The organism is Sporosarcina beigongshangi, assembly GCF_033485195.1.
Taxonomy (GTDB): domain Bacteria; phylum Bacillota; class Bacilli; order Bacillales_A; family Planococcaceae; genus Sporosarcina; species Sporosarcina beigongshangi.
Genome location: NZ_JAWLIR010000021.1, coordinates 22386 through 47062, shown reverse-complemented (window position 1 = coordinate 47062; position 24677 = coordinate 22386). Strand labels below are relative to the sequence as shown.

General features: G+C 43.0%; 27 protein-coding genes. 6 read left to right on the top strand and 21 right to left on the bottom strand.

Annotation, left to right across the window (positions count from 1 at the left end; all coding sequences use genetic code 11):
* Positions 1-3: 3 nt before the first annotated feature.
* From R2B77_RS11115 to mntR, 5 genes are all read right to left on the bottom strand, one after another.
* Entirely contained in the window at positions 4-474 is a 471-nt protein-coding gene (locus R2B77_RS11115) for a DUF4064 domain-containing protein (protein ID WP_203248147.1), read from the bottom strand.
* A 329-nt stretch (positions 475-803) separates the two neighbouring features.
* On the bottom strand, positions 804-1085 hold the full coding sequence (locus tag R2B77_RS11110; protein WP_203248148.1) for a GNAT family N-acetyltransferase: 282 nt from the start codon (positions 1083-1085) through the stop codon (positions 804-806).
* Positions 1086-1312: 227 nt separating this feature from the next.
* Positions 1313-2209 carry a DUF1002 domain-containing protein gene (locus R2B77_RS11105; protein ID WP_212391649.1) on the bottom strand — a complete coding sequence of 299 codons (897 nt, stop codon included), beginning with the start codon at positions 2207-2209 and terminating at the stop codon, positions 1313-1315.
* A 58-nt stretch (positions 2210-2267) separates the two neighbouring features.
* On the bottom strand, positions 2268-3125 hold the full coding sequence (locus tag R2B77_RS11100) for a CvfB family protein (protein WP_203248150.1): 858 nt from the start codon (positions 3123-3125) through the stop codon (positions 2268-2270).
* Positions 3125-3550 (bottom strand): transcriptional regulator MntR, encoded by a 426-nt coding sequence (gene mntR, locus R2B77_RS11095; RefSeq protein WP_203248151.1) that lies wholly within the window; start codon positions 3548-3550, stop codon positions 3125-3127. The genes R2B77_RS11100 and mntR overlap by 1 nt, the downstream gene beginning before the upstream one ends.
* Positions 3551-3666: 116 nt before the next feature.
* Between mntR and R2B77_RS11090 the strand changes: the two genes are divergently transcribed.
* Positions 3667-3822, top strand: a complete 156-nt coding sequence (locus R2B77_RS11090; protein WP_203248152.1) for a lmo0937 family membrane protein — start codon at positions 3667-3669, stop codon at positions 3820-3822.
* Between the two features lie 107 nt (positions 3823-3929).
* On the opposite strand, the gene R2B77_RS11085 is transcribed toward R2B77_RS11090, so the two are convergent.
* Genes R2B77_RS11085 through R2B77_RS11075 form a run of 3 tightly spaced genes read right to left on the bottom strand, consistent with a single transcriptional unit; the run spans position 3930 to position 7522 of the window.
* Positions 3930-5033, bottom strand: a complete 1104-nt coding sequence (locus R2B77_RS11085; RefSeq protein WP_203248153.1) for a GNAT family N-acetyltransferase — start codon at positions 5031-5033, stop codon at positions 3930-3932.
* Between the two features lie 28 nt (positions 5034-5061).
* The gene (locus tag R2B77_RS11080; RefSeq protein WP_212391650.1) at positions 5062-7170 is read right to left on the bottom strand and encodes a heavy metal translocating P-type ATPase; all 2109 of its coding nucleotides are present in this window, start codon (positions 7168-7170) and stop codon (positions 5062-5064) included.
* Positions 7157-7522 (bottom strand): ArsR/SmtB family transcription factor, encoded by a 366-nt coding sequence (locus R2B77_RS11075; RefSeq protein ID WP_203248159.1) that lies wholly within the window; start codon positions 7520-7522, stop codon positions 7157-7159. Before R2B77_RS11075 ends, R2B77_RS11080 begins: the two co-directional genes overlap by 14 nt.
* 231 nt (positions 7523-7753) lie before the next feature.
* Between R2B77_RS11075 and R2B77_RS11070 the strand changes: the two genes are divergently transcribed.
* Genes R2B77_RS11070 through R2B77_RS11060 form a run of 3 tightly spaced genes read left to right on the top strand, consistent with a single transcriptional unit; the run spans position 7754 to position 10702 of the window.
* Positions 7754-9199, top strand: coding sequence for a SulP family inorganic anion transporter (locus R2B77_RS11070; RefSeq protein WP_212391669.1), 1446 nt, complete (start codon positions 7754-7756; stop codon positions 9197-9199).
* A 15-nt stretch (positions 9200-9214) separates the two neighbouring features.
* Entirely contained in the window at positions 9215-9634 is a 420-nt protein-coding gene (locus tag R2B77_RS11065; RefSeq protein WP_203248161.1) for a universal stress protein, read from the top strand.
* A gap of 57 nt (positions 9635-9691) precedes the next feature.
* Positions 9692-10702, top strand: a complete 1011-nt coding sequence (locus R2B77_RS11060; RefSeq protein ID WP_203248163.1) for a DmpA family aminopeptidase — start codon at positions 9692-9694, stop codon at positions 10700-10702.
* 76 nt (positions 10703-10778) lie between these two features.
* On the opposite strand, the gene R2B77_RS11055 is transcribed toward R2B77_RS11060, so the two are convergent.
* From R2B77_RS11055 to R2B77_RS11015, 9 genes are all read right to left on the bottom strand, one after another.
* Entirely contained in the window at positions 10779-10955 is a 177-nt protein-coding gene (locus R2B77_RS11055) for a hypothetical protein (protein ID WP_203248164.1), read from the bottom strand.
* A 77-nt stretch (positions 10956-11032) separates the two neighbouring features.
* Entirely contained in the window at positions 11033-13414 is a 2382-nt protein-coding gene (locus R2B77_RS11050) for a penicillin acylase family protein (protein ID WP_203248166.1), read from the bottom strand.
* Positions 13415-13530: 116 nt separating this feature from the next.
* Positions 13531-13911, bottom strand: a complete 381-nt coding sequence (locus tag R2B77_RS11045; RefSeq protein WP_203248168.1) for a Na+/H+ antiporter subunit G — start codon at positions 13909-13911, stop codon at positions 13531-13533.
* Positions 13889-14173, bottom strand: a complete 285-nt coding sequence (locus R2B77_RS11040; protein ID WP_203248169.1) for a Na(+)/H(+) antiporter subunit F1 — start codon at positions 14171-14173, stop codon at positions 13889-13891. Before R2B77_RS11040 ends, R2B77_RS11045 begins: the two co-directional genes overlap by 23 nt.
* On the bottom strand, positions 14173-14655 hold the full coding sequence (locus tag R2B77_RS11035) for a Na+/H+ antiporter subunit E (RefSeq protein ID WP_203248170.1): 483 nt from the start codon (positions 14653-14655) through the stop codon (positions 14173-14175). Before R2B77_RS11035 ends, R2B77_RS11040 begins: the two co-directional genes overlap by 1 nt.
* Positions 14656-14693: 38 nt before the next feature.
* The gene (locus R2B77_RS11030) at positions 14694-16172 is read right to left on the bottom strand and encodes a Na+/H+ antiporter subunit D (protein WP_203248171.1); all 1479 of its coding nucleotides are present in this window, start codon (positions 16170-16172) and stop codon (positions 14694-14696) included.
* Positions 16165-16503 (bottom strand): Na(+)/H(+) antiporter subunit C, encoded by a 339-nt coding sequence (locus R2B77_RS11025; protein WP_203248172.1) that lies wholly within the window; start codon positions 16501-16503, stop codon positions 16165-16167. Before R2B77_RS11025 ends, R2B77_RS11030 begins: the two co-directional genes overlap by 8 nt.
* A 3-nt stretch (positions 16504-16506) precedes the next feature.
* Entirely contained in the window at positions 16507-16929 is a 423-nt protein-coding gene (locus R2B77_RS11020) for a Na(+)/H(+) antiporter subunit B (protein ID WP_203248173.1), read from the bottom strand.
* On the bottom strand, positions 16916-19330 hold the full coding sequence (locus R2B77_RS11015) for a Na+/H+ antiporter subunit A (RefSeq protein ID WP_322555693.1): 2415 nt from the start codon (positions 19328-19330) through the stop codon (positions 16916-16918). Before R2B77_RS11015 ends, R2B77_RS11020 begins: the two co-directional genes overlap by 14 nt.
* Positions 19331-19689: 359 nt before the next feature.
* Between R2B77_RS11015 and R2B77_RS11010 the strand changes: the two genes are divergently transcribed.
* Positions 19690-20364: a universal stress protein gene (locus R2B77_RS11010; RefSeq protein WP_203248175.1), complete on the top strand. Its 675-nt coding sequence runs from the start codon at positions 19690-19692 to the stop codon at positions 20362-20364.
* Between the two features lie 95 nt (positions 20365-20459).
* On the opposite strand, the gene murB is transcribed toward R2B77_RS11010, so the two are convergent.
* Positions 20460-21374, bottom strand: coding sequence for a UDP-N-acetylmuramate dehydrogenase (gene murB, locus R2B77_RS11005; protein WP_203248176.1), 915 nt, complete (start codon positions 21372-21374; stop codon positions 20460-20462).
* 263 nt (positions 21375-21637) lie between these two features.
* Between murB and R2B77_RS11000 the strand changes: the two genes are divergently transcribed.
* Entirely contained in the window at positions 21638-22162 is a 525-nt protein-coding gene (locus R2B77_RS11000; protein ID WP_203248177.1) for a YceI family protein, read from the top strand.
* Positions 22163-22227: 65 nt separating this feature from the next.
* Here the strand turns inward: R2B77_RS11000 and R2B77_RS10995 are convergent, their stop codons facing one another.
* From R2B77_RS10995 to R2B77_RS10985, 3 genes are all read right to left on the bottom strand, one after another.
* Complete coding sequence (locus R2B77_RS10995) at positions 22228-22875, bottom strand: DsbA family oxidoreductase (RefSeq protein ID WP_203248178.1); 648 nt, start codon at positions 22873-22875, stop codon at positions 22228-22230.
* 326 nt (positions 22876-23201) lie between these two features.
* A complete protein-coding gene (locus tag R2B77_RS10990; protein WP_203248179.1) occupies positions 23202-24128 on the bottom strand; it encodes a manganese-dependent inorganic pyrophosphatase in 927 nt (308 codons plus the stop codon).
* Between the two features lie 42 nt (positions 24129-24170).
* The gene (locus R2B77_RS10985; protein WP_203248260.1) at positions 24171-24614 is read right to left on the bottom strand and encodes an RrF2 family transcriptional regulator; all 444 of its coding nucleotides are present in this window, start codon (positions 24612-24614) and stop codon (positions 24171-24173) included.
* Positions 24615-24677 lie beyond the last annotated feature (63 nt).

Sequence of the window (24677 nt, the reverse complement as noted above, 5' to 3'; positions counted from 1 at the left end):
TTTTTATAGCGGTCTCATCGTTCCATCATACGAATCATCTGTAAACGGTGCTTTGTCTGTTAGTGGCGGTTTTCTTGTAAAGCATAGAATTCCAGCGATATAAAGAAGAATCGATGGGATGGAAATAAATCCAGCCAACACCCCTGCGATAATAAACAGTATACCGGCAAGCTTAGGGTTTTTATCGTTCCAAATCTTCACAATACCGACAATTGTCAATATCAAACTGATGATAAGAGCAATGACGATAAACCACAATGTACCTCCGAAGAGATCAAAAAATACATTCAAAACTTCAATATCCTCGGGCTTTATTGCAGGATCTAAAAGTAGCTCCTGTTCTAGACCGCTCCAGAACATTGGATCTTCTTTCATAAAATTAAATAGCGACACCAAACCAACGCTTATAATGATACCTATTAATGATAGTACGGCACTTATAATGGATAAGGATTTTTCTGCGGTACGCTTCATAAAGTGCACCCCTTTCTTTTATTCTCTATATGAGTATACGTTATTTGGAAGAATAGGTTTCACTTTTTTTCAAATAGGGTACTAAATATATATGTAACAACTACAACTGAAGAGAAAGGGGACGTTACGAATGGAAAAATGGCCAACCTTTAGTCCAGCAGACCTATTGTACACCGTCGCCGGTGCATCTATGTTAACAGGTATTTTGTATTTCATTATTTTATTGTGAGGGATTAGACATGCAGTCAGTATTTTTAGTATTACAATAAAAGGCAATCCGTCGGAAGCACTCAGCGGATTGCCTTTTATAATTATGCCCAAATTTGGAATTATACTTTGACATCGTCATAGTCTTGATAACGTTCGAACGCAGACACTACATAGGAGCAAACAGGCTCCATTTTCAATTCGTTGCCGCGTGCATAGTCAGCAGCGCGATCTAGCAATGCCTTTGCAACGCCTTGCCCGCGAAGAACAGGTGACACGAATGTGTGATCCATCACCATAACATCTCCAAGAAGTGTCCACGTAATTTCAGCAAGCAGCTCGCCTTCTTTTTCGTGGCGGAATGCAAAAGCATCTCCACCTAATTCTACAAATTCAAATTCCATTTTCACTACCCCTCTCCACAAGCTTCGTTTTAACTTTATTCAGCAGAAGTCCCCCACTTCTATAAATGGTGGGATGAATGCTAGACATGCATTTAATTCAGTGGGGGTTCAAAACCCCAGCTGAATCAAGTTAAGCCTCCGGCAGATATCACAGATTTTGAAGGGAGTTAATTGCGCAAGCGCAATTCAAAATCTGGACGCAATTACGCCGAGGCGTAATTGATTAATTACTTAAACCATGATTGAATGGAGTCAAAAATATTCGTAAAGAAATTTTTCACTGCATCCCAAAAACCTGGGTCAATTTCTCCAAGCTTATCTTTAATTTTGGATGCCATATCGTCTAGTTGTTCAGATAGCTTACTGAAATCGATGTCCAATTTACTAATTCGATCCATCAAATCAATGAGTAATTGACGATCTGCTGCGCTTAACTCGATATTTAGCTTCTTTAATTGCTCAGAAACAATTTTTTCAACTTCTTCTTTTGTTGCAGGTTTTTGCTCTGCAATTTGTTTTTTAATTTCCGTTAACAGTTCGGATACTTTATCACTGTCAACGCCCACTTCTTGTGCAAATTTTGTCGCCAAATTCAATTCATCGTTTGCGACATCTGTTCGTTCCGTGTCAAGCGTTTCACCTGACACCTCATAGGCTTTATAAATACCCACTAATGCGGAATGTCCTGTCACTTTTTTTGGTGATGCAACCTCTACAATCGCATCCTCAATTCCGGCCGTCAACATGGCATTCGCATACATATCTGGCGTTACCTGCGTAATATTCCCCTCAGTCACAATTGAAATCACAAGTCCTTTACCTGCATCTCGTCTTGTAATTTTAGCCGATGAATACATCCTTGCTTTACTGTCGCCATCTTTAATATATTTTACAAGATCACTGCCGTCGACCGTAATCTCTTCTACTTCTGCCTCTTTAGCAACGCCTAAGCTCGCCTTTACACTTTCTTTTTCAGCATCAGATAGGTTAGCACCATAAACAACGATTGGCACGCCTAACTTTTCATCAATAACAGTGTCGTCTGCATGGACAAATCCAGGCGCTAAAATACTAACTGCCAATACAGCCACCAACATCCTAGTAACTAAACGTTTCACATACATTCCTCCTTGTTATACGAATTAGTACGATTCGGAGTCAGAAAAGTTCCCATTTCGTAGGTTATTTCAGCGTTGTCCATCCATCACTTTGTTCAATTCTGCCTTCCTTCATCAGCTTCCCAAGAGCACGTTTGAACGACGCTTTACTGATTGAGAACATTTCCTTGATTTCATCCGGCGAAGATTTGTCAGTGAACGGCATTCTTCCTCCTACTTCATCCAAATAGCGTAAGATGATTTCTGCGTCATCGCCTAGTCGCTCCTCTTTCCGTGGGAGCATAGAGCCATTCAACGTTCCATCTTCATGGACAGCAATGATACGCACATCCACCTCTTGACCGAGGCGCGGTTCACTTACCTGCTCTGTGTTATGGATAAAAATACGGTGATTTCCCGGAATGCTCAGCATGAAGGAGCCGACGGGTAATAAGCGATATGCTCTTGCTTTAACATTCATATTTAAAGAGGCCGATGATGCTTCGTTAATTTGCTCTAGCACACGTTCCTCCGTTGCAAGCCGACCAAAAATATTGCCGCCTAAATCCATTCGCAACGTCATATACAATGCGTCGTCTACCTTTGGCCAAAGTGAACGCACTCTAGGCATATCCGTTCGGTTGACAAGCACTTCGAAGGAAGAACCGATGTCAACATAGACACCTTCTTTATCATCCACACGAATAACACGCGCCCAGCCATACGTTTCAGCTGTCATTAACGGCATTTGCATCGTCGCTGTCAGCTCGCCTCTGCGATTCGTATACAAGAAAACATGAACTGTATCTCCTACTTGAATCGTATCGTCTGCATCGGATGCATTCATCATAATATCGTCACCATTGCCATCCAAAATCCAGCGCGAGCCATCTCGTTCGATTACATCCAAGTCGGCTGTGTAGCCCGATTTAAGTTCTTCCACTATTGATCTACCTCTTCCTTATGATCCATTACGCGCAATTTCCTAACAAACTCTTTGTCTTGCCCCATCGCTTCGACTAGGTCTGTTATGCGATCCATTGCATTCCAGCTAAGATGATGTTCAATTCCTTCCACATCACCGTAAATATTCTCCTCATCCACCCCAATGATGCGAAGAAACTGTTCTAGAAGCTCATGACGCCTTACAAGCTTCTTTCCGAACACCAATCCTTTATTCGTCAATTCGAGCCCCTTATAACGCTCGTAGACGATGTATCCCTCGCGATTGAGTCGTTGTGCCATTTTTGTAACGGAAGAAGGAAGAACTGCAAGTGATTCCGCAATATCCGACACGCGCGCAGCGCCTTTCGCTTCGATATGCAAATAAATCTGTTCAAGATAATCTTCCATACCTGGTGTTGCCAACCGTACCACCTCCAGTATGTAGTAACTCCCTAATTACTCCCCTTTAAACCATAAAATGTTTAAGCTTTCTTTTAGCAGGGTAAATATGGATTAGACAGAGTAAAGGAGTGAATGCTATGGGACGAATTATTTGGTTCATTATTTCAGTACTTTTCGTGTTTTGGTTACTGGGACTTGTATTCAAAATTGGCGGAGGGTTAATCCATATCCTCCTCGTTATAGCAGGTATCATCTTTATCATCCAACTCATAACTGGGAAACGATCATTGTAAGGAAAGGGATGTCGACTTAAAGTCGGCATCCCTTTTTATTGCCTAGCTCCAGCAATGGCATACAGGATGTCTCGGTTTAGGCAGCTAACGGTAGATTTTTGCTTCTCTTAGTCTATTTTCGCATAGATACATGTGTTTCGTAAAACATTTCCATCAGGTGATAAGGAATCTTGTTGTAAAATCCCTTCTAGGCTGAAGCCTGCACGTTCTGCAACACGGCGGCTTTTCACATTTTCTTCATCACATCGAATTTCTACCCTGCGTGCCCCTAGTTGCTCAAAAGCAAACTGCTCAATTCGTTGAACGGCTTCTGTTATATAACCGTTGCCTTCAAATTCCGTCGCAAGCCAATAACCAATTTCGAATTTTGGAATGGACCAATCGATTCTATGGAGTCCTGATGCGCCAATGAATTCCCCGGTCTCTTTACTATAAAGATGGAATCGCAAATCTTGACGCGTAATAAAATCAGCAACTGCTTTACGCAAGTTCTCTTCTGTCTCATGTAACTCGGGTTCCTCTTGCGCCCACACCATCCATTCACGTAATGAAGGTAATGAGTTCTGTTTCGCGTTCCAAACATCCAACGCATCACCAATTTTAGGCGCTCGAATAATTAGGCGCTCCGATTCAAACAACTCTGTGAAATCTGGAATTCTCGGTGAAGTCGCTGCCTTTTCACCATCTTCCCAAACGACGGGGGTTGTTGTCCCCGCTATAAAGTCTTCTCGCGTAATCCCATAAGTTACCGCGTCATAATAGGAATTCTCTTTTGGTGAAAACCAGGCATTACGCAAATGTGCTTCTTTGACAAAGCCGGCTCGCTCGAACGTTTTCCGCATCGCAAGATTATCCTGCCTTGTATGGCCCTCTAACCGGATTTTCTTACCTTGTAAGCCAAAGACATATTCTGCAACAAGGCGAAGCGCTTTCGGACCATACCCATAACCTCTCGACATATCTGCAATGCGCAGATCAAATAATGGGATTTCATCTTGTAAATCATGAATTTTAACGATTCCTACTTTATCTGCATTATCATTTTCCACCCAAAATGTCTTCACTTCATCTGATTCATAGCCGCCTTCTTCAATCGCCTTCTCGATTAGCTCACGTCCCGGATGGGAGTTCCCGTGAAAAGGCCATGAGTTAGTCGTCATAAAATGGATGAGCTGCTCCTGCTCTTCCATTGTCCACTCTTGTAATCGCATTAAAATTTGCCTCCGTTCAGCCTACTTGTTATTTATGGATACGCAACAATCGTAAAGAATTCAGCACGACCAGTAGCGTTGCACCCATATCCGCAAAAATGGCAATCCACAATGTTAACCACCCTGGAATGATAAGAAGTAGTGCTACAATTTTTAAACCTAATGCAAACATAATATTTTCCTTGATAATTCGCAACGTTTTTCTACTTAATTTTATTGTATAGGGTAGTTTTTCTAAGTCATCTGCCATCAGTGCGATATCTGCCGTCTCCAATGCGGCGTCTGTTCCCGCACCGCCCATTGCAATCCCGATAGATGCTGCCGCTAAGGCTGGCGCGTCATTTACACCGTCACCAACCATAGCAACCCGACCATATTGTTCACTCAATTGTTTAATAGCTATCAATTTATCCTCCGGCATAAGTCCCGCACGCACATCCTCGACACCGAGACCATCAGCAATCGCCTGTGCCGTTGTCTGATGATCGCCTGTTAGCATCACCGTGTGACGAATGCCAATCGCTTTTAATTGATGTAAAACAGCTTGACTTTCTGCACGGATTGGATCTGCGACCGCCAATAAGCCGCTAAAGGCTGTATCTGTAACAATCGCCATAACCGATTTACCCTCACGCTGTAAAGAAGCCGCTTGCTGCAACATCGCTTTCGGTAGTGTGGAAAGCTCCTGTGCCCAGCTAAGACTGCCGATGGCTATTTTCATACCATCAATTTCCGCGCAGGCACCTTTACCTGTCACCGATTGGAAATTGGTCACGGAAAGGTTTTCCGCACCATTGGCACGTGCATAATCGACAACCGCCTTCGCTAATGGATGCTGAGACAACGATTCCACTGCCGCAACCGCGCTCAACAGCTGTTCTTTTACAACTCCTTCATTGACCATGAAATCAGTCACTTCAGGATATCCTTTCGTCAATGTACCTGTTTTATCGAAAGCAATTGCATGCAGACGTCCTGTTTCCTCGAGGTGAACGCCACCTTTTATCAAGACACCTTGACGTGCTGCATTGCCGATTGCGGTCACAATGGCAACTGGCGTAGACACGACAAGTGCACAAGGACAGCCCACAACAAGCACCGCCAGCCCTTGATAAATCCAAGTGTTCCAATCGCCACCAAATAACGGAGGCACGATGGCAATTAAAATCGCCAATACGATAATCGCAGGCGTATAATACTTCGCAAATCTGTCGACGAATTTCTGTGATGGTGCTTTTTCTGCTTGTGCTTCTTCAACGAGGTGAATGATTTTCGCAATCGTTGTATCGCCAACTAGCTTCGTCACCGTCACTTCTAGCGCACCTTCTTCATTCAGCGTACCTGCAAACACTTCATCATTTGCGATTTTACGAACAGGGACAGATTCACCAGTAATCGCCGCCTGGTTAACGGTAGAGGATCCTGCCAAAACTTGACCGTCCATCGCAATTTTTTGCCCGGGCTTCACAAGCAATATATCCCCAATGACAACATCTTCTGTTGCAAGCTCTAGCTGCTCATGACCACGTTTGACGATAGCTGTAGGCGGTGCAATATCCATCAGCAGACGGATGGACTGACGGGCTTTATTCATCGAATAAGCTTCCAGCGCCTCGCTCACCGCAAAGAGGAACACGACAACCGCTCCCTCGCGCCATTCGCCAATAATCGCTGCACCAATGACCGCAATTGTCATTAACGTTTTCATATCAAATTCGAAACGGACAAGATTTTTAAGACCCGTTTTAAATATACCCATTCCACCAACAACGATGGCTATCGCAAAGAGTCCAATCGCCACTGGATGCGTTTCTACATAACGAAATGAGACAATCATCCCGGCAATTAAAAATAGGAACGATGCAATCGTCACAATACTTTCTTTCCGCTTGAGGAAAGGGGTTTTAGCTTCAATACGCTTCGTTTGTAGCGGAACTACTTTAATACCATCAAAAGCTCCAGCTGCTTCTATGTCTTCAATCGTTGCATTGCCGCTAAATGATAATTTCGATGCACCAAAATTCACTTGCGCCTCTTCAACTGAGGGAAGTTTTTTAACGTTATTTTCAAATTTCATCGCACAGCTGGCACATGTCAAGTTTTCTAGTCGATACTCTGTTTTTTCAACTGTCGCCATGGTCATCACCTTCCACTGTATGCTCGTATGCAACTTTTACAAGTTGGTGGATATGAAAGTCGGCAAGCGAATAATAGACCATTTTTCCTTTGCGCTGTGATTTCGCTAGTGCGTTGTCACGCAAGTAGCGTAAATGATGCGATGCTGTCGCCACAGAGGATCCAATGACAGCCGCTACATCACAGACGCACATTTCTTCCTCCAGCGTTAGTGAATAGGCTATTTTCAATCGTGTTTCATCTGCGAGCGCCTTGAATAGTTGAACAGCCGCTCCTACGTCTGGTAATGCTTGTTGCACCCGTTCGACTACTTCCTCATGAACGACCGTCACTTCACATGTTTCCTTCATCATATATACACCTCATTCAAATGGTTGTTTGATTAACTTTAGTATATGTGAATGTTTATGAAGTTTCAAGGCGAATCAAATGGACGTTTGAATGCCCTCCCTACCCCTTCGAGTTAATGAAACTATGTGGACACTAGTTCTTAACTTTGGTATAGTATGGCACAGCTAAAACGGATGGGTCATCTAAGGGATGATACCAAATAAAGAGATGGGAATGATTTAACTGTGAAAATAATGACTTGGAGAGAGGCATGGTTTGGCAATATCCGTGGTGATATTTTAGCTGGACTTGTCGTTGCTTTGGCACTTATTCCTGAGGCAATTGCCTTCTCTTTAATAGCAGGTGTTGATCCAATGGTAGGATTGTATGCCTCATTTAGCATCGCGGTTATCATCGCATTCGTCGGCGGACGACCAGGAATGATTTCTGCCGCAACAGGTGCAATGGCACTCGCGATGGTTTTATTGGTAAGAGAGCATGGGTTACAATATTTGTTTGCAGCCACCATTTTAACCGGTATATTACAAGTGCTATGGGGAATATTGAAAGTTGCACGGTTCATGAAATTTATTCCACGCGCGGTTATGATGGGCTTTGTCAACGCATTGGCTATCTTAATCTTTAGTGCGCAAATTCAATATATTTTCGGTATGTCCACAATGACTTACATACTTGTTTTCGCAACACTTGCGATTGTTTACTTATTTCCCTTTGTTACAAAAGCTGCACCTGCAACACTTGTCGCTATTTTGTCCGTGACTGCAATTGTCCTACTGTTTGGCATCGATGTTCAAAACGTCGGCAATCTTGGAACGATTTCGCAAACTTTACCTACATTTTTAATCCCTGATGTGCCGTTCAATTTTGAAACATTGAAGATTATCTTCCCTACTGCACTCGCACTATCCATCATCGGATTATTGGAGTCACTACTTACCGCCTCCATTATCGATGAAATGACCGAAACAGATTCTGATAAAAATAAAGAAGCGCGCGGTCAGGGTATTGCGAATATCATTACTGGTTTCTTCGGCGGCATGGCGGGCTGTGCAATGATTGGTCAGTCTGGCATTAATGTTCGGTCTGGCGGGCGTGGAAGACTGTCCGCACTGACAGCCGGAGTCGTTCTGATGTTTTTAATTGTCGTTCTTGGGGAATGGGTAATATTAATTCCAATGCCAGTTCTTGCCGCTATTATGGTGATGGTGTCCATTGGGACATTTGATTGGTCTTCATTCAACTACTTAAGAAAAGCACCTCGCGCGGATGCTGTCGTCCTTGTCGTCACTGTCCTCGTCGTCGTGTTCACGGGAGATTTGTCTAAAGGTGTTTTTGCAGGTGTACTTCTAAGCGCCATTTTCTTTACTGCAAAAATCTCCAAAATCACCGTCAAAAAGGAGGTTTCCGACAACTCTTTGCAGAATATTTATAGTATCCACGGACAACTATTTTTTGCGTCCGTACAGGATTTCACGAATGAGTTCGATGATGTAATAGAAGAAAGCCGGCTCATCATAGACTTTACAGAAGCACGGATATGGGACGATTCAGGTGCGGGTGCTATTGATCGTTTAGTAACGAAATTGAATCAGAAAAAGGTCGATTATGAATTGATCGGGTTAGACGCTGCGAGTATTCGTCTACTTGATAGCTTGTCTGTTCCATATGCTAAGGAGTAAGGAGGGGGAGATTGAATGTATAAACGAATACTTGTTGCGGTCGATGGATCGAATAACTCAAGACGAGCAGCGGAGCACGCCGCCTATATTGCTTCTGTAAATCCAGGGGCAATCGTTAAAGTTCTCTACATCCTCGATTACGACCGGACACGCTCCGATGTTCTCCACAACGCAGGAAGTGACGATCTTCATGTCGATCGCAAAAAGCAACTTGCGCCGATTGAGAAGGCGTTCGAACAGCGTAAAATTGCTTATGAACTCGTTATTAAGCATGGGGAACCTGGACCAACTATTGTTATCTTTGCCAATAGCAATGATTTTGATCTCGTTGTGATTGGAAGTCGAGGCCTAAATTCATTTCAGGAAATGGTGCTGGGAAGTGTCAGCCATAAAGTTGCCAAACGTGTGACGGCACCGGTGTTGATAGTCAAATAAACAAAAGCCCTTTTTCGTGCACATGGAAAAGGGCTTATTTCTTAAGGGGCGAATAGAATGGTTCATGGGAAATGGAATACAATTACAGACGTACCAGGCGTGAAAGTCGGACATATCACGCTTGATGAGCAATTGCCAGATGGGGACTATGTATGTACAGGCGTCACTGCTATTTTGCCACATAGCGGAAATCTGTTTGAGCAAAAAGTGCCAGCCGCGAGCTTTGTGTTGAATGGCTTCGGCAAGACCGCGGGGTTGATTCAAATTGAAGAGCTCGGGGTGATGGAATCTCCTATTATGCTTACCAATACGTTTAGCGTCGGGGCAGTTTTGGAGGGTACACTAGCTTATATGCTCAAAGAAAATCGTTCGATTGGCGATTCGACCAGTTCGTTGAATGTCGTTGTGGGCGAATGCAATGATAGTTACTTGAACTCCATGCGGTTGATGAAAGTGAAACCTACGCATGCGATCGAAGCCATTCAAAATGCTGATGGAGGACCTTTCGTACAAGGCGCAGTCGGTGCTGGTAAAGGGATGATCTGTTATGGAATGAAAGGCGGCATTGGTTCGTCTTCAAGGATTGTTCAGAGAGATGGTGAAAGTTATACGGTTGGCGTGCTGACACTAACGAATTTCGGGAAGGTCGAGGAGTGCAAAATCGCGGAATGGCTTAAGCAAAACATAGATGTCCTTCCGCAATCCGATGCAGATGCCGAAAAGCCAGATGGTTCGGTTATTATTGTTGTTGCAACAGACGCCCCCGTCAATGAACGGCAGTTAAAACGCTTGGCCAAACGCGCAGCCATTGGACTTGGGCGGACTGGAACACATATTCATAACGGAAGTGGAGACATCATCATTGCATTTTCAAATGCTTTCACAATTCCTCATACTAGTGAAGGAATGACAGTCGCATACGAGTTATTGCGAGATGATCATCCGATGATGAATGATTTGTTTCAAGGGGTTATCGAAGCAACAGAAGAAGCGGTGTATCAATCGATGATTCATGCGGAAACGACAAGTGGACGGCAAGGACGAACTGTGGAGAAGTGGCCTCTTTAAAGCAACAAAAGTAAAACACCTCATGAATTTATAAGGTGTTTTACTTTTGTTTAGGTTCTTTTCATATAGACTGCTTTTATTTCGACCATTCATCTTCTAATTCTTTTTCAATTTCTTCATCACTACTAATAACTATCTCTTCTTTTTCTTTAATATCAAGATGTTTTACAATCAATTTTAATTGATGGCTAATAGTTGATAGCACGGAAATTACATATAACATAAATATGACTGCCAATATGATCAGCAACATTTAAAGGTCCCCCTTGTTTAAGTATTATAAAACAACTAACTTTCCAAAAGGCGTCTCTGTTTTTTATACATATTATCTTAACGTCTCGCCTTCAATGTTAATGTTGAACCATCTTTAATATCTCCATCCAATACGGTTTCATGGTAATTCCCTTGTACCCAATCGTCCACTTGGTTATGGAACCATTGCGATTTCATATGACCACTTTGACCCGGGCCTAAAATATGATACGTTGTCGACAAATCAGAGAGATCCGCAACAAATCGCCACGGTGCACCATGATCCACTGTACCATCCTCTTGGAATGCCGCTGCCTGAACCGTAACATTCGATCCACCAATCGCTTGCGCCTTCGGATTCAAGAAGTATTCAAAGATTGGCGAAGCCCCCGACAATGCATGTGGGAACTCTACCTGATGAAATTCTCCCCACTTCCAGCTCGCTACCTTCTTACCAAACTGCTCCTCAATATCTCCCACAGACTGTTCAAATGAATCGAACACCCATTTATCGACACCACCATATTGCTCTATCCACGCCCCAGGCTCACCTGCATACGCCGCGCGCAACAGTTGGTCAGTAATCGAACCTTTCCCCGGCAACAGCTGATAGACATCTTCTGGCATCTCTTCACTAAACATGACAATCGGCAACTGTTTCATCAACTTGTGGAAAACAAGTGGAGCCGCTGCATCTGCGGAATCGAGTTGATCCCACTCACGCATCATCGTCACAATCTCTTTATATTTCCCATCGCCATCTTGCGCTTCAATCGAGCTAAGCAAATGGTCTAAGAATTCACCCGCATACATATTTTTCTGATCCATCTGCAATTTCATCATATCTTCCGGCGTGAAATCAGTTCCTTCACGTAACACTTCCGCTATCCGTTCATAGCGATAAGGCTGTGCCCACATTTTTGTAATATGGTAAGGATAAGCGTCATTTATGACTTCATTATTTGCTGTCGCAATGAACCCTTCTTCCGGATTCACGACACGTGGTAATTCATCATATGGCACATAACCAGTCCATCCATAGTCCGACGAATCTCCAGGAACCGGTAGCTGTGCATCTCCTTTTTTACGAATTGGAATACGTCCATTCGCTTTATAAGCGATGGTGCCATCCTTCGCCGCAAAGACAAAGTTCTGTGCAGGGGCATTGAAATCCTCCAACGCCTTTTCAAACCCTTCCCAATCCTTCGCCTTGTTCATATTCAAGATAGCTTCCAATTCTTTCGTTGGTTCCAAAGCTGTCCACTGCATAGAAAATAGCGCACCTGGATCCTCTTCCTTATACAAAATGTCTGAAATAATCGGCCCATGTCTTGTAGCCACAACTTCAAACGGTATATCTTCCTCACCTTTTACGGAAATCGTTTCATCCCGCACTTCAGCCTGCTCCCACTGCCCGTCATACATAAATTGCGTTGGGTCATCAGGATTCGGTATTTCAATATAAAGGTCCTGTACATCTGGCCCCACATTCGTCACGCCCCACGCAACATCTTCGTTATGTCCAAGGATAATCCCTGGTACACCCGCAAAAATTACACCGCCAACGTTTTGCTCTGGTGACTCAAGATGCATCTGATACCAAATCGATGGTGTATCCAGCCCTAGATGCGGATCATCTGCTAACAACGGTAGTCCTGATGCTGTTTTATCACCCGATACGACCCAGTTATTACTGCCATTGAATTCTGGCGGCTCAAGATCCGGGTCAAATCGGCCAGCAACCGTCACCGGATTAGCAATATTCGCTTCGATAATCGACGGTGCATTATCAGGATACGTTATGAACAACTCCCGCGCCTTATCTTCTGGGAAATTGTTCAGTGCCCAGTGACGAACCGCCAAGCTATCCCAGTTCCCTCCAAGGTCATACGCCATGAATTTTCCAATCGTTAACGAATCAATCGGCGTCCATCGCTCTGGCTGATACCCAAGAATCTTGAACTCATACGGCAGTTTGTCATCCCACTGCGCCTTTTCGATAAAGGCATTAACACCTTCCGCATACCAACCAAGTACTTTCTTCGCTTCTTCCCCGTAGCCATCATAGGACGCCTCCGCAGCTGCCCGCAAACTAAAGGTCCGGAATTTCTTATCCGTTCCTACCGCAACCTCTCCAACAACTTCGGATAATCTTCCGCTCGCCTGCCTACGCGCCATATCCATTTGGAATAAACGATCCTGTGCCTGTACATAGCCCTGTGCCCGGTACAAATCCGCATCCGACTCCGCCCTTATATGCGGTACTCCAAACGAATCTCGCTCAACGATAACATCCGAATCTAGAAAATTAGTCAAGATTTCTCCTTCAATAAAAGGCTTTGATTTCCCTATGTACGTATTTACCATAATCAATGCTACTATGACCACCGCAATCAATACCCCCAGCACTGACAATAGTAGCTTTGACCATTTCCCCATTCGCTTGCCTTTCTTCCCCATTCATACACCCTCCTATTCCTTCTTTAATATACTATTCTGCTATTCTAGTTAAATACCTTTTTCTCTGATTCGCTACGGGTTTAGGCCACTCCAATGAAAAAAGAACGAGCTAGCCATCATTGGCCAGTCTCGTCCTTTTTCAACTCTTCCTTATGCAATACTTCATACAGTGCATCCTCTACCGAAATATCCGCTAGCTTCACTTTCGACCGATAAGCGGCACGAATAATTAGATGCCCTGCAACGGGTGCTGTTAAAAACACAAAAACAATCCCGAGCAATACACGAACACTAATGAATTGCTCGCTGAACCAAAAGTACAAAAATGTACCTGATAAAGTCAACAAGACAGCCAACGTCGAGCTTTTCGTCGCTGCATGGGATCTCGTATAAACATCAGGCAAGCGAATCAACCCAAATACACTAATGACACTCGCAATCCCACCTGTCAAAATAAGCAGTGCACCTATAAATTCACCGATTTCGTTTACGCTCAACGATAACCCCCCTCTCGATAAATTTGGAGAAGGCAATCGTACTAATAAATGACAGAATACCTAATATCAAAATAACTTCTAGAAAAGCCTTCGTTTTCAGCATAATAGACACTACTGCAATCATCGCAATTAGGTTCACAGCAATCATGTCGAGTGCAATGACACGATCGGGCATGGACGGCCCAAGGATAATTCGAATGACAGCAATCGCGATTGTCGTCGAAAATAGCACTAGCGCAATCGTCAGCATCGTTTCAATCATCAGCGGGTCACCTCCATAATCGCTTTTTCAAAATTGCCCAACTGATTTAACAGAGCATCCTTTGATTGCTCTACATCCATCGCGTGGATGTAGAGCACATTGCCCTCAGGTGATACTTCCATCACGACCGAACCGGGTGTCAACGTTAACAGGAGCGACAGCATCGTTACTTCCACATCACTTTTCAATACAGTTTCATATTTAAAGATGCCTGGCTTAATCTTCAACCTTGGACTTAAAATCTGTTTTAACACGATAATACTCGACTGTGTTAACTCGGATATAAAAATGAAAATCAATTTAATCGTCGAATACACTCTACGCAAATAAAATTGAGTCCCTAAAAATCGGTGCATGAAAAAAATGATGCCAATTCCGACAAGGAAGCCGGCAAAGAAAGTTGTAAAACGTAGTTCATCTTCATCCATCAACGTCATCCATAGAAAAGCAATGAATAAGTTTAGTAATAACTGGGCCGGCATCATCCCTCACCTCTTCTTTCTTCTGAATCAGGTTACTGTCAATCTTTCAAAACTGCCTCAATATAGATTTCTGGATTCATTAATGTGTGGGCAGCATCACTGACATACACTGCAATTCCTTCTGCCCCTAGTCCAAGCGCAATCGTCAAAACACCGAGTATAACACAGGGTATGAGTATCCCTTTTTTCAACGGTACATCATCATCCTCGTTAATAATCGTCTCTCCCCAAAAACAATTCAAGAAGATACGCAACAATGAGTACAGCACAAAAATACTCGATATGAACGCAATGGCAAGCAACCCAAACGCACCGGCTTCAATCGCTCCCTGCCCCACATACACTTTACCAATGAACCCACTTAGCGGTGGAATTCCAGCAAGCGATAGCATCGTGATGAAAAATAACCATCCTAAAATTGGATAGTTGCGGATGAGCCCACTCATCTGCTCAATTCTCGCTGTACCCGTCAAATAAATCATCGTTCCAGCGAGCAGGAACAATAGCGCTTTAATAATCATGTCATGAATTAAATAGTAAATGGATCCTTGAATAGCAACCTCTGTTGAAACAGCAAGACCCACAAGGATAAATCCAACCGCAATCACTACGTTGTAAGAAACAATTTGCCGTACATCATTGTGAGCGATGGCACCAATGCTGCCGCCAATTAGCGTCACAGCAGCCATCACACCAATCAACGTATGGGTAATCTCAGGCTCATGATAAAAAATAAGCGTAAACACGCGGAACATTGCATAGATACCAACCTTTGTCAGCAAAGCTCCGAACAAAGCCGCAATGACAGTCGGTGGTGCGCTATACGAACCTGGTAGCCAAAAATACAGCAATAGACCTGCCTTTAAACTGAAAACAATTAAAAAGATAATACTAATCACTGTCAATAATGAACCCTGTCCCACCTCTGCCACACGCACCGACAAGTGCGCCATGTTCAGCGTGCCAACCGTACCGTATAAATACGCAATCGCTACAAGGAAAAACCATGATGACAATACGTTTATCGAGACATATTTAATCGATTCAACTAACTGAACTTTTCGTCCACCAAGCGTAATGAGCACATAAGAGGATAATAGCATAACTTCAAAACAAACAAATAAGTTAAATAAGTCCCCCGTCAAAAATGAACCATTTACCCCTGCAATAAGGAAAAAGACAAACGGATAGAAAAACATATTTTCAAACGACGGACTCACTGAAGAAAACGCATAAAACAATAAAATGCCCGTTATAATTGCTGTCGTCACAACGAGTAGCATGGAGAACGAATCTGCAACAAATAAAATACCGTAAGGAGGTAGCCAGCCACCGAAATCAAGGCGTAAAATACCATCCGTCTGAATGCGATTCAAAATATAAACGCTAACCCCTATTGTCGCAAGAATTGACAGGATACTCAAAACGCGTTGAATCTTTACATAGGGTCTGAGAAAGATTAGAAAAACTCCTGTTAAAATTGGGATAATCATTGGTAAAACGATCATATTATTCATCTTCGGTACCTCTCAATACACTGAGATCATCTGATCCAGCTTCCTTATGTGTTCGATAAGCTAGAACAAGCAAAAATGCCGTGACAGCAAAACTAATAACAATCGCGGTCAAAATTAGGGCCTGCGGTAAAGCATCCGTATAATTTCCTGAACCTGCTCCAATTATTGGAACACCGCCCTTCTTCAACCCGCCCATCGTCATCAATAGCAAATGGACCGCATGAGATAGAATAGCAGTTCCCAAAATGACTCGAATCAAACTACGGGACAGCAGCAAATAGACCGCAACGGTAACTAGCACTCCAACAAGTATCGTTATTAACGTTTCCATTCGCTACACATCCTCACTAATACTTAAAATAATCGTCACAACAACACCAACAACTGTCAGTGCCACTCCAGCTTCAAACAAAATGACCGTGGATAGCTCTGTATCTCCGAACACAGGCAAATTGAAATGACTGGCTGTCTGTGTCAAAAACTGTACGCCGAACACTGCTGCCGCTACACCCGTACCAACTGCTAACAACACACCGAACGCAGCAATTTTCTTGTAATCAAACGGAATTCCTTTTTGCACCGTTTCGATATCATAGACCAAATAGAGCAAGACAAATGCAGAAGAAAGGACGAGACCACCGATGAAACCTCCCCCAGGATTATTGTGCCCCGATAAGAATAGCTCCACACCGAACGTCAAGATAATGAATACAACAATCTTTGTCACCGTTTCTAAAATGACATCATTGATCTTCAACGTCCTTTTCCCCCTTCCCCGCCTTCAATTTAATCAGCGTGAACACACCGATTCCAGCGATGAAAAGCACAACAACTTCAAGCATCGTATCAAACGCACGGAAATCACCTAATATTGTATTGACAATATTTTTTCCGCCCGCCAACGCATAAGAATCTTCAAAATAAACCGAAATGGATTCAAACATCTTATTCCCTTGAACCGCTAAAGCAAGGACAGTAACAATTGTTCCAACTGTAATCGCAATGATTGCATTGATTACCTTTGTAGGACGTGTCGATTTCTCCTTCTCCCATTCGGGTAAAAAGCGGAAACAGAGTAGGAATAATGCCGTTGTAACGGTCTCTACGATAATTTGTGTCAGTGCTAAATCTGGCGCACGGAATACAACAAAGAAAATCGCGATTGAATAACCAAGAACCCCATTCAAAATGATGGCTGTCATGCGTGATTCCACAAATATTATGGCGATTCCAGCACCCATCATGACAAATACAACAATGTATTCATTAATGGTAATTGGTGAGTCTCCTGACAAATCGAATATGTAAGTGCCCGACAAAATCATGCTGCCACCAACAGCCAAAATGAAGAACGTGAAAATATAAACGAGATAATCCCTCAAATAGCCGGTCATATAGAAGCGTGTTAAGTAAGACGAACCTTTTTCCGTCTGTACCAAGATGCCATTGTAAAGGCTATCGAGCGACCAACTTAACGGTGCAACCTCATACACACTTCGCCAATAGCGAAGGAATAAATAGAGTGCTCCCCCTACGATGACAACACCAATCGTTAGTAGTAAAGGCATATAAGTAAATCCATGCCAAGCAGAGATATGTGGCACTAAGCCTGGTGCGCCTTCAAATGGTGGGTAGACCGCTGCCATTGCGGGTCGTAATATATAATTACCAATGACGTTAGGGAAAAAGAAAATCCCAACAACAAATACAGCTAGAATAGACGGTGCGATTAGCATACCTAACGGGGCTTCATGTGGCACTTTATCCAACCGGGCAGGCTGATGTTGACCAAGGAAGGTCTTGAACACAATAATCATGCTATAAACAAACGTCAATACGCTCGCAATCCACGCAACGACAGGAAATAGAGTTCCCCACGTCCCCATAGCAAAAATGTCAAGATTACGCACATTTAACACCGACTCAAAAAACATTTCCTTACTTAAAAAACCGTTGAATGGCGGTAAACCAGCCATCGAGAAGCTTCCTATTAGCGCAATGGTAAACGTGATAGGCATGAAGGACATCAATCCACCAAGCCTTCGAATATCCCGCGTCCCCAATTCATGGTCGACAATCCCTACCACCATGAATAATGCACCCTTAAAGGTGGAGTGGTTAATAAGATGGAACAGCGCCGCAAACGTCGCCTGCGTATAAATAACCGAATCCGCACTATATCCCTCGTTGAGTGCGGCAGAGCCCAAACCAAAGAGACTCATGATCAGACCCAACTGACTGATTGTCGAGTAAGCAAGCAGCGCCTTTAAATCTGTTTGCCGCACTGCGTTGAATGAGCCCCAGAACAATGTAAAAATCCCGACGCAACTAACCGTATAAAACCACACCGCTTCTCCACCAAATACAGGCGTAAAGCGAGCCACAAGGTAAATCCCCGCTTTGACCATTGTTGCGGAGTGCAAATATGCACTTACTGGTGTCGGCGCTTCCATCGCATCCGGCAGCCAAATATGGAATGGGAACTGTGCAGACTTTGTAAAAGCACCAAGTAGAACGAGGAGCATGGCCAGCAGGAACAGACTTTCATCCGTATACTGACCAATCGTTGCAATAATCTCACGGACACTAAACGAGCCCGTCAATGTAAGCAGCATGATGAAACCAGCAAGCATAGCTACTCCGCCCGAAACCGTAATGAGCATCGACTTTTGTGCTCCGTAACGCGATTTTTTCCGATGATACCAAAACGCGATTAATAGAAAGGACGAAATACTCGTCAATTCCCAGAAAACGTACAGTACCATCAAGTTATCCGAAAAGATTACCCCAAGCATTGAACCCATGAACATGAGAAGATACACATAAAAGCGCCCTAACGCTTCTCGTTCCGATAAATAATATATAGAGTAAAGGATCACAAGACTCCCTACTCCTGTAATAAGAAGACCAAAAATCATACTTAAACCATCGAGATAAGTTGTGAAATTAATGCCAGCAGAATCAATCCACTTTAGTGTATGTATATAAGTTTCACCACTGGAAACCGCAGGAATAAAGCGAGCAAGAACGATGAATAACACAAGGGGAACAAGCAGGACAAACCACCCAATATTTCGACTTGGCACCCTCTTGTAGATAAATGGAACGAGGACGGCTGCCAAAAATGGAATTAGAATTGCTATCGTTATCGTCAAAATACAACCTCCAATACTAGAACAAGTTAAAAAGGGGCAAATGAATTTTATACCGGCAAACCTAACTCTTTGCACCCGGGCTTATATATTTATATAGGGGAAACTTGACGCGCATCGTGACTAGCGCCATAATAGGTAGCTAAAGATACCCATTTTAGGGGAATTCCAATATGTTTATACAGTAAATTATACACTAAAACGAAACTCTTGGCACTTTGCAATAATTTTACACGCAGGTGGGTTGTCAAGTTCAATTTTTTCATATATACTAATTGGGTTTTCAAGCACCATTTATCTAAGTCATTTAAATGGAACTAAACGGATTTAAACACACTAAAACATTTAAGAGGTGAACTACCGGCATGGGCAAAGTAAAAGGTCGTATGGACGAGAGCATTCTCGTTTGTGTCTACTACGGTCCAAATGGTGAACGTCTCATTAGACGCGGACATAAAATGGCAACAATCATGGATTGTCCACTGTATATTTTAACGGTTGACCCACTGCCATATGATGAATTTGACGCGGAAAAGTCTGATTACATCGAACGCTGGCAAGAACTTGCTGAAGAGCTTGACGTTGAAGAATTCATTATTCGTGATAACGAAAAACGTCCTTCCGCTAAAGTCATTAAAGAGGTCGCACACGAGCATAACATTACGCAAATTATTATTGGGCAAACCGCACAAAGTCGCTGGGAAGAAATCACAAAGGGCTCGTTCATGAACGTTTTGTTACGCGAAATCACATTTGTCGATTTCCATGTCGTCTCTGTCGATCGTGCAATCAAGGAAGAAATTGATGGTATGTTTGAAAAAGGAGTGCGCGCTTATTTAATGGAGGACGGCGACGGTTTCCGAGTCTGTTTCACATTATCAAAGGAAGCTCGTTTTGAGGGGATCTTCTTTAAGGAGATTGGGACAGATTTCAATAATGGGTTATTCAAATTTATGAGCAACAATAAAATGTGCCAAGTGCATATTACAGACGACCAAGTGACCGACCCTTCACTGCTTAACTGTAAAGTTGAGAAATAACCATTTTCTTCATAACGCTTGGGATCTCTCCCACGCAAAACGGATATAGTAATGCTTAAAAGCGGATGCCCCTTTCAAAAGGGCATCCGCTTTTCTTATTGCTCTTCACCAACAATTTTCACTTCCAGCTCTAAATCCACGTCAAACTTCTTTTTCACTTCTACTTTCACCATATCAATCGTCTGAATATAATCAGAAGCTGTCGCATTGTTTTTATTAATAATAAAACCAGCGTGCTTCAATGATACTTCGGCGCCACCATGCCCTTTTCCTTGCAAGCCACAGTCTTGAATCAGCTTTCCTGCAAAATAGCCAGGTGGACGCTTAAAGACGCTACCCGCCGAAGGATATTCAAGCGGTTGCTTGGACTCGCGCTGAAATGTTAAATCAGCCACCTTTGCATCAATAGCCTCTTGTTCTCCTTCTGCTAATTGGAAATCAGCAGACAGTACATAATAACCTTCTTTCGCGATAATACTCTGGCGGTAGCCAAGCTCTAATTCCTCTTTTGACAAAACAAGCTGTTGTCCAGACCTCGTTAACACGGTTGCTTGCACAATAATATCTTTAATTTCTCCACCGTATGCGCCAGCATTCATCGCCATTGCGCCTCCAATAGAACCAGGGATACCGCAGGCAAACTCAATCCCTGTCAAAGTCGATGCTGCGGCGCGCTTAGACACATCAATTATGAGTGCACCCGCCTCCGCATGGACATGCTTCCCTTCAATCTGAATTGCATTGAGCTTCGCTAAATGAAGAACAATCCCTCTGACACCGCCATCTCTCACAACCATATTGGACCCATTGCCTAGCAATAATAATGGAATTTCACGTTCATGGGCATAGCGCACTGTCACCGCAGTTTCTTCAATCGTTGCAGGAATGACTAGCAGGTCTGCTGCGCCACCCAATTTAGTCATCGTATATTTACAAAGCGGTTCATCTACGAGTAATGTACCTTGTGTAATTTTAGTTTGTAGCTCCTCAAGCCATTGATGCTTCGACATCAACATTCAATCCCTTCAATAGACCATATCAAATATATTCAGCGTGTTTGAAAACTCACTGGACTGGGTAAACCTTTTACATCTTGTTCCCTTTCATAGTATGCGTGGAATTTTTTCTTTTGACAAGCAATTTCATCAACTGCAATCATACATTTTGCACTACAAATAAAAATATATCTTAAATTCAAGATTTTTATCTTGACTTCAAGGTATGCAGGAATTATAGTAAGAACAGATCTTATTTCAGAAAGGAAGTTTTAACAATGACAAAATGGACAGTAGATGCTTCACACACGAGTGTTGGTTTCACAGTAAAACACATGATGGTTTCAAAAGTAAAAGGTAGCTTCGGAGTAGTTGAAGGAACGCTTGAAGGAAATCCTGAAGATTTAACAGGCGCGAAAATCGATTTCAAAATCGACGCTTCTTCTATCAATACAAATAGCGAAGACCGAGACAACCACCTTCGTTCAGGGGACTTCTTCGATACAGAAACGTACCCGAGCATCACATTCGTTTCAACAGATATCGTGAAAAAAGGCGGCAGCTACGATGTAACTGGCGATATGACAATCAAAGACGTAACGAAAAAAATTACGTTTGAAGTAGAATACGAAGGTACAGGGAAAAACCCTTGGGGCATTGATGTTGCAGCTTTCGAAGTTGAAGGAAAAATTTCAAGAAAAGAGTTTGGCCTTACATGGAACCAAGCACTTGAAGCAGGCGGCGTTCTTGTAGGAGACGATATTAAAATTTCTATCGACCTACAAGTAAACCCAGCTCAATAAAAACAATAAACGGACGCACGATCTTTTGATCATGCGTCCGTTTTTTCATCTTCAGTTTAGGATATTCAGTGATTTTCTAATTCTTCTGCCGCTACTTTGCGCAGCGCTTCTGCAAAGGCTTCAGCGGGCTGTGCACCTGAAATGGCATATTTGCGGTTAATGACGAAAAACGGTACGCCTTGTACGCCAATCTGTCCCGCTTCTGTGATGTCTGCCCTTACCTCCGCTGCAAATTCGTCAGAATCAAGCACTTGTTGCGCACGCTCTCGAGAAATCCCTACTTCCTCTGCAAGTCGAAGTAAGACATCTTCTGTACCAATTTTCTCAGCATCAATAAAATACGCTTTCAGGAATCGTTCTGACACTTGTGCTCCAAGACCTTGCTGCTCAGCAAGCTTTGCAAGACGATGTGCATTAAATGTATTCGCAGGTGTCATCTTACTGAAATCATAATCTAAACCGACTGTCTTCGCTTGAACGACGACATTATCCGTCATCTTCTTCGCCTCATCAATGCTCGTTCCATATTTCTTAGCAAGCACTTCTTCCATCGATTCATCTGACGTCGCAGGTGAGTTCGGATCCAATTCAAATGCTTTGAAAATAACCTCTGCATTTTCCTCTAGGCCTGTTTCCTTCAGAGCTTCCTCAAACCTCCGCTTACCGATATAGCAAAATGGACATACATAGTCCGACCAAATTTCAATCTTCATTTTTACACACACCTTTCTTATCTCCATTTTAGGTTCAATCAAAGGAGGCAACAATGAATATGCTTACCGGCAGGGTAAATTGGGGTGTTGTAATGGCAAACTAGCAAACTGTAAGAGTGAATTGCAAAACTGTAAGAGTAATCACGCAAACTCTATGAGTAAACCACGAAACTGTAAGAGTAACTGGAAACTATAAGAGTAAACCGCGAAACTGTAAGAGTAACCATGCTAACTATAAGAGTAAACTACGAAACTGTAAGAGTAACTCACAAGACAGATAAAAGGCTGCGCCCAATTCATCTGGGCACAGCCTTTATTCAATCAACTCACTTCAACGCATCCGTCAATACTGGCACAATCTGCTTCTTACGCGAAACGACGCCTTGCAATGTTGCTGTATTATTAACCAGCTCTACATTGAATGCTGCGCTTGCCCGCTCCGCCTCTTTACCAAGTGCCAAAACGACCGAATCATTATTCAAAATGTCCGTCACAACAAATAGGAACAGACCAAGCTCTTTCTTCGCAATAACGCCGTTCAACAATTCTTCAAGTTCAGCCTGACGGTCCATAACATCGTTAATATCAATAGCATTCACTTGCGCAATCTCGATTTTGACATCTCCAAACGAAAATTCTTTCGCATCGAGTTCAATCAAATCTTCAAGCGTTTTATCGCTTAAATCTGCACCAGCCTTCAACATAGCCAGTCCATATTCTTGCGCATCTACACCAGCAATCGCAGTCAATTCCTCCGCTGCTGCACGGTCTTCTTCTGTAAACGTTGGTGATTTGAATAGCAACGAATCTGAGATAATGGCAGACAGCATTAGTCCTGCAATCTCTTTTGGCACCGCTATACCATTTTCCTTGTACAGCTTATTCAAAATTGTTGCCGTACAGCCGACTGGCTCTGCACGGTAATACAACGGATCACTTGTTGCAAAGTTAGCAATTCGATGGTGGTCAACAACTTCAATGACCTGTACATCATCCAAATCGTCCACACTTTGTTGTTTTTCGTTATGGTCAACAAGAATTACCTGCGCCGCATCTGGTGCCGCTTTATCAATCAAACGTGGTGCTTCAAACCCGAAATAATCCAGCGCGTACGCCGTCTCATTCGTCACAACACCAAGTCGTACCGCTTCTGCATCCATTCCCAACTGTTGCTTCAAATATGCATAGCTAATTGCCGCAGTAATTGAATCCGTATCAGGATTTTTATGTCCAAACACTAAAACTTTTCCCATTAAACTAGCCCCCTACTTTTCTTTCTATTCACTAACATTTTATCACAAAGGTTTACCAAATAATATCTCGGTCAATTCATCTTTATTAACGATGAAGTCTGCAATGGTATAGCCGTCTAATACCGTGAGATAAGCGGCAAGCGCTTCCCGTAGTGCATCCTTCAGTCGACATGCAGGAGATAATATACAACTGTTGGACTCTGAATTAAAGCACTCTACGATATGAAAGTCATCCTCCGTCTTTCTAACAAGCTCTCCCACACTAATTAGTTCAGGCGCCACTTTCAGGCGAATTCCACCACCACGTCCCCGAATCGTCTCAATCAATCCCATTTTCCCAAGCTCATGGGCTACTTTTGTTAAATGATTTTTAGAAATCCCATATGTACTTGAAATTTCCTGCACCGTCGCTTTTTCTCCAAATCCCTTTGTTCCAAGATAGATTAGAACACGCAAGGAAAAATCTGTATACATTGTTAAACGCATAATTTCACCATACTTTCTACCCAATATTATAACACTTGTGACGTTTGAGTGAAGAATATGTGG

Excerpts from the sequence above, each read along its gene's own strand:
- R2B77_RS11115 (WP_203248147.1), bottom strand. The coding sequence starts at position 474 with ATGAAGCGTACCGCAGAAAAATCCTTATCCATTATAAGTGCCGTACTA.
- R2B77_RS11110 (WP_203248148.1), bottom strand. The coding sequence starts at position 1,085 with ATGGAATTTGAATTTGTAGAATTAGGTGGAGATGCTTTTGCATTCCGC.
- R2B77_RS11105 (WP_212391649.1), bottom strand. The coding sequence starts at position 2,209 with ATGTATGTGAAACGTTTAGTTACTAGGATGTTGGTGGCTGTATTGGCA.
- R2B77_RS11090 (WP_203248152.1), top strand. The coding sequence starts at position 3,667 with ATGGGACGAATTATTTGGTTCATTATTTCAGTACTTTTCGTGTTTTGG.
- R2B77_RS11085 (WP_203248153.1), bottom strand. The coding sequence starts at position 5,033 with ATGCGATTACAAGAGTGGACAATGGAAGAGCAGGAGCAGCTCATCCAT.
- R2B77_RS11080 (WP_212391650.1), bottom strand. The coding sequence starts at position 7,170 with ATGGCGACAGTTGAAAAAACAGAGTATCGACTAGAAAACTTGACATGT.
- R2B77_RS11075 (WP_203248159.1), bottom strand. The coding sequence starts at position 7,522 with ATGATGAAGGAAACATGTGAAGTGACGGTCGTTCATGAGGAAGTAGTC.
- R2B77_RS11070 (WP_212391669.1), top strand. The coding sequence starts at position 7,754 with ATGACTTGGAGAGAGGCATGGTTTGGCAATATCCGTGGTGATATTTTA.
- R2B77_RS11065 (WP_203248161.1), top strand. The coding sequence starts at position 9,215 with ATGTATAAACGAATACTTGTTGCGGTCGATGGATCGAATAACTCAAGA.
- R2B77_RS11060 (WP_203248163.1), top strand. The coding sequence starts at position 9,692 with ATGGTTCATGGGAAATGGAATACAATTACAGACGTACCAGGCGTGAAA.
- R2B77_RS11055 (WP_203248164.1), bottom strand. The coding sequence starts at position 10,955 with ATGTTGCTGATCATATTGGCAGTCATATTTATGTTATATGTAATTTCC.
- R2B77_RS11050 (WP_203248166.1), bottom strand. The coding sequence starts at position 13,414 with ATGGGGAAGAAAGGCAAGCGAATGGGGAAATGGTCAAAGCTACTATTG.
- R2B77_RS11040 (WP_203248169.1), bottom strand. The coding sequence starts at position 14,173 with ATGATTGAAACGATGCTGACGATTGCGCTAGTGCTATTTTCGACGACA.
- R2B77_RS11035 (WP_203248170.1), bottom strand. The coding sequence starts at position 14,655 with ATGCCGGCCCAGTTATTACTAAACTTATTCATTGCTTTTCTATGGATG.
- R2B77_RS11030 (WP_203248171.1), bottom strand. The coding sequence starts at position 16,172 with ATGAATAATATGATCGTTTTACCAATGATTATCCCAATTTTAACAGGA.
- R2B77_RS11025 (WP_203248172.1), bottom strand. The coding sequence starts at position 16,503 with ATGGAAACGTTAATAACGATACTTGTTGGAGTGCTAGTTACCGTTGCG.
- R2B77_RS11010 (WP_203248175.1), top strand. The coding sequence starts at position 19,690 with ATGGGCAAAGTAAAAGGTCGTATGGACGAGAGCATTCTCGTTTGTGTC.
- murB (WP_203248176.1), bottom strand. The coding sequence starts at position 21,374 with ATGTCGAAGCATCAATGGCTTGAGGAGCTACAAACTAAAATTACACAA.
- R2B77_RS11000 (WP_203248177.1), top strand. The coding sequence starts at position 21,638 with ATGACAAAATGGACAGTAGATGCTTCACACACGAGTGTTGGTTTCACA.
- R2B77_RS10995 (WP_203248178.1), bottom strand. The coding sequence starts at position 22,875 with ATGAAGATTGAAATTTGGTCGGACTATGTATGTCCATTTTGCTATATC.
- R2B77_RS10990 (WP_203248179.1), bottom strand. The coding sequence starts at position 24,128 with ATGGGAAAAGTTTTAGTGTTTGGACATAAAAATCCTGATACGGATTCA.
- R2B77_RS10985 (WP_203248260.1), bottom strand. The coding sequence starts at position 24,614 with ATGCGTTTAACAATGTATACAGATTTTTCCTTGCGTGTTCTAATCTAT.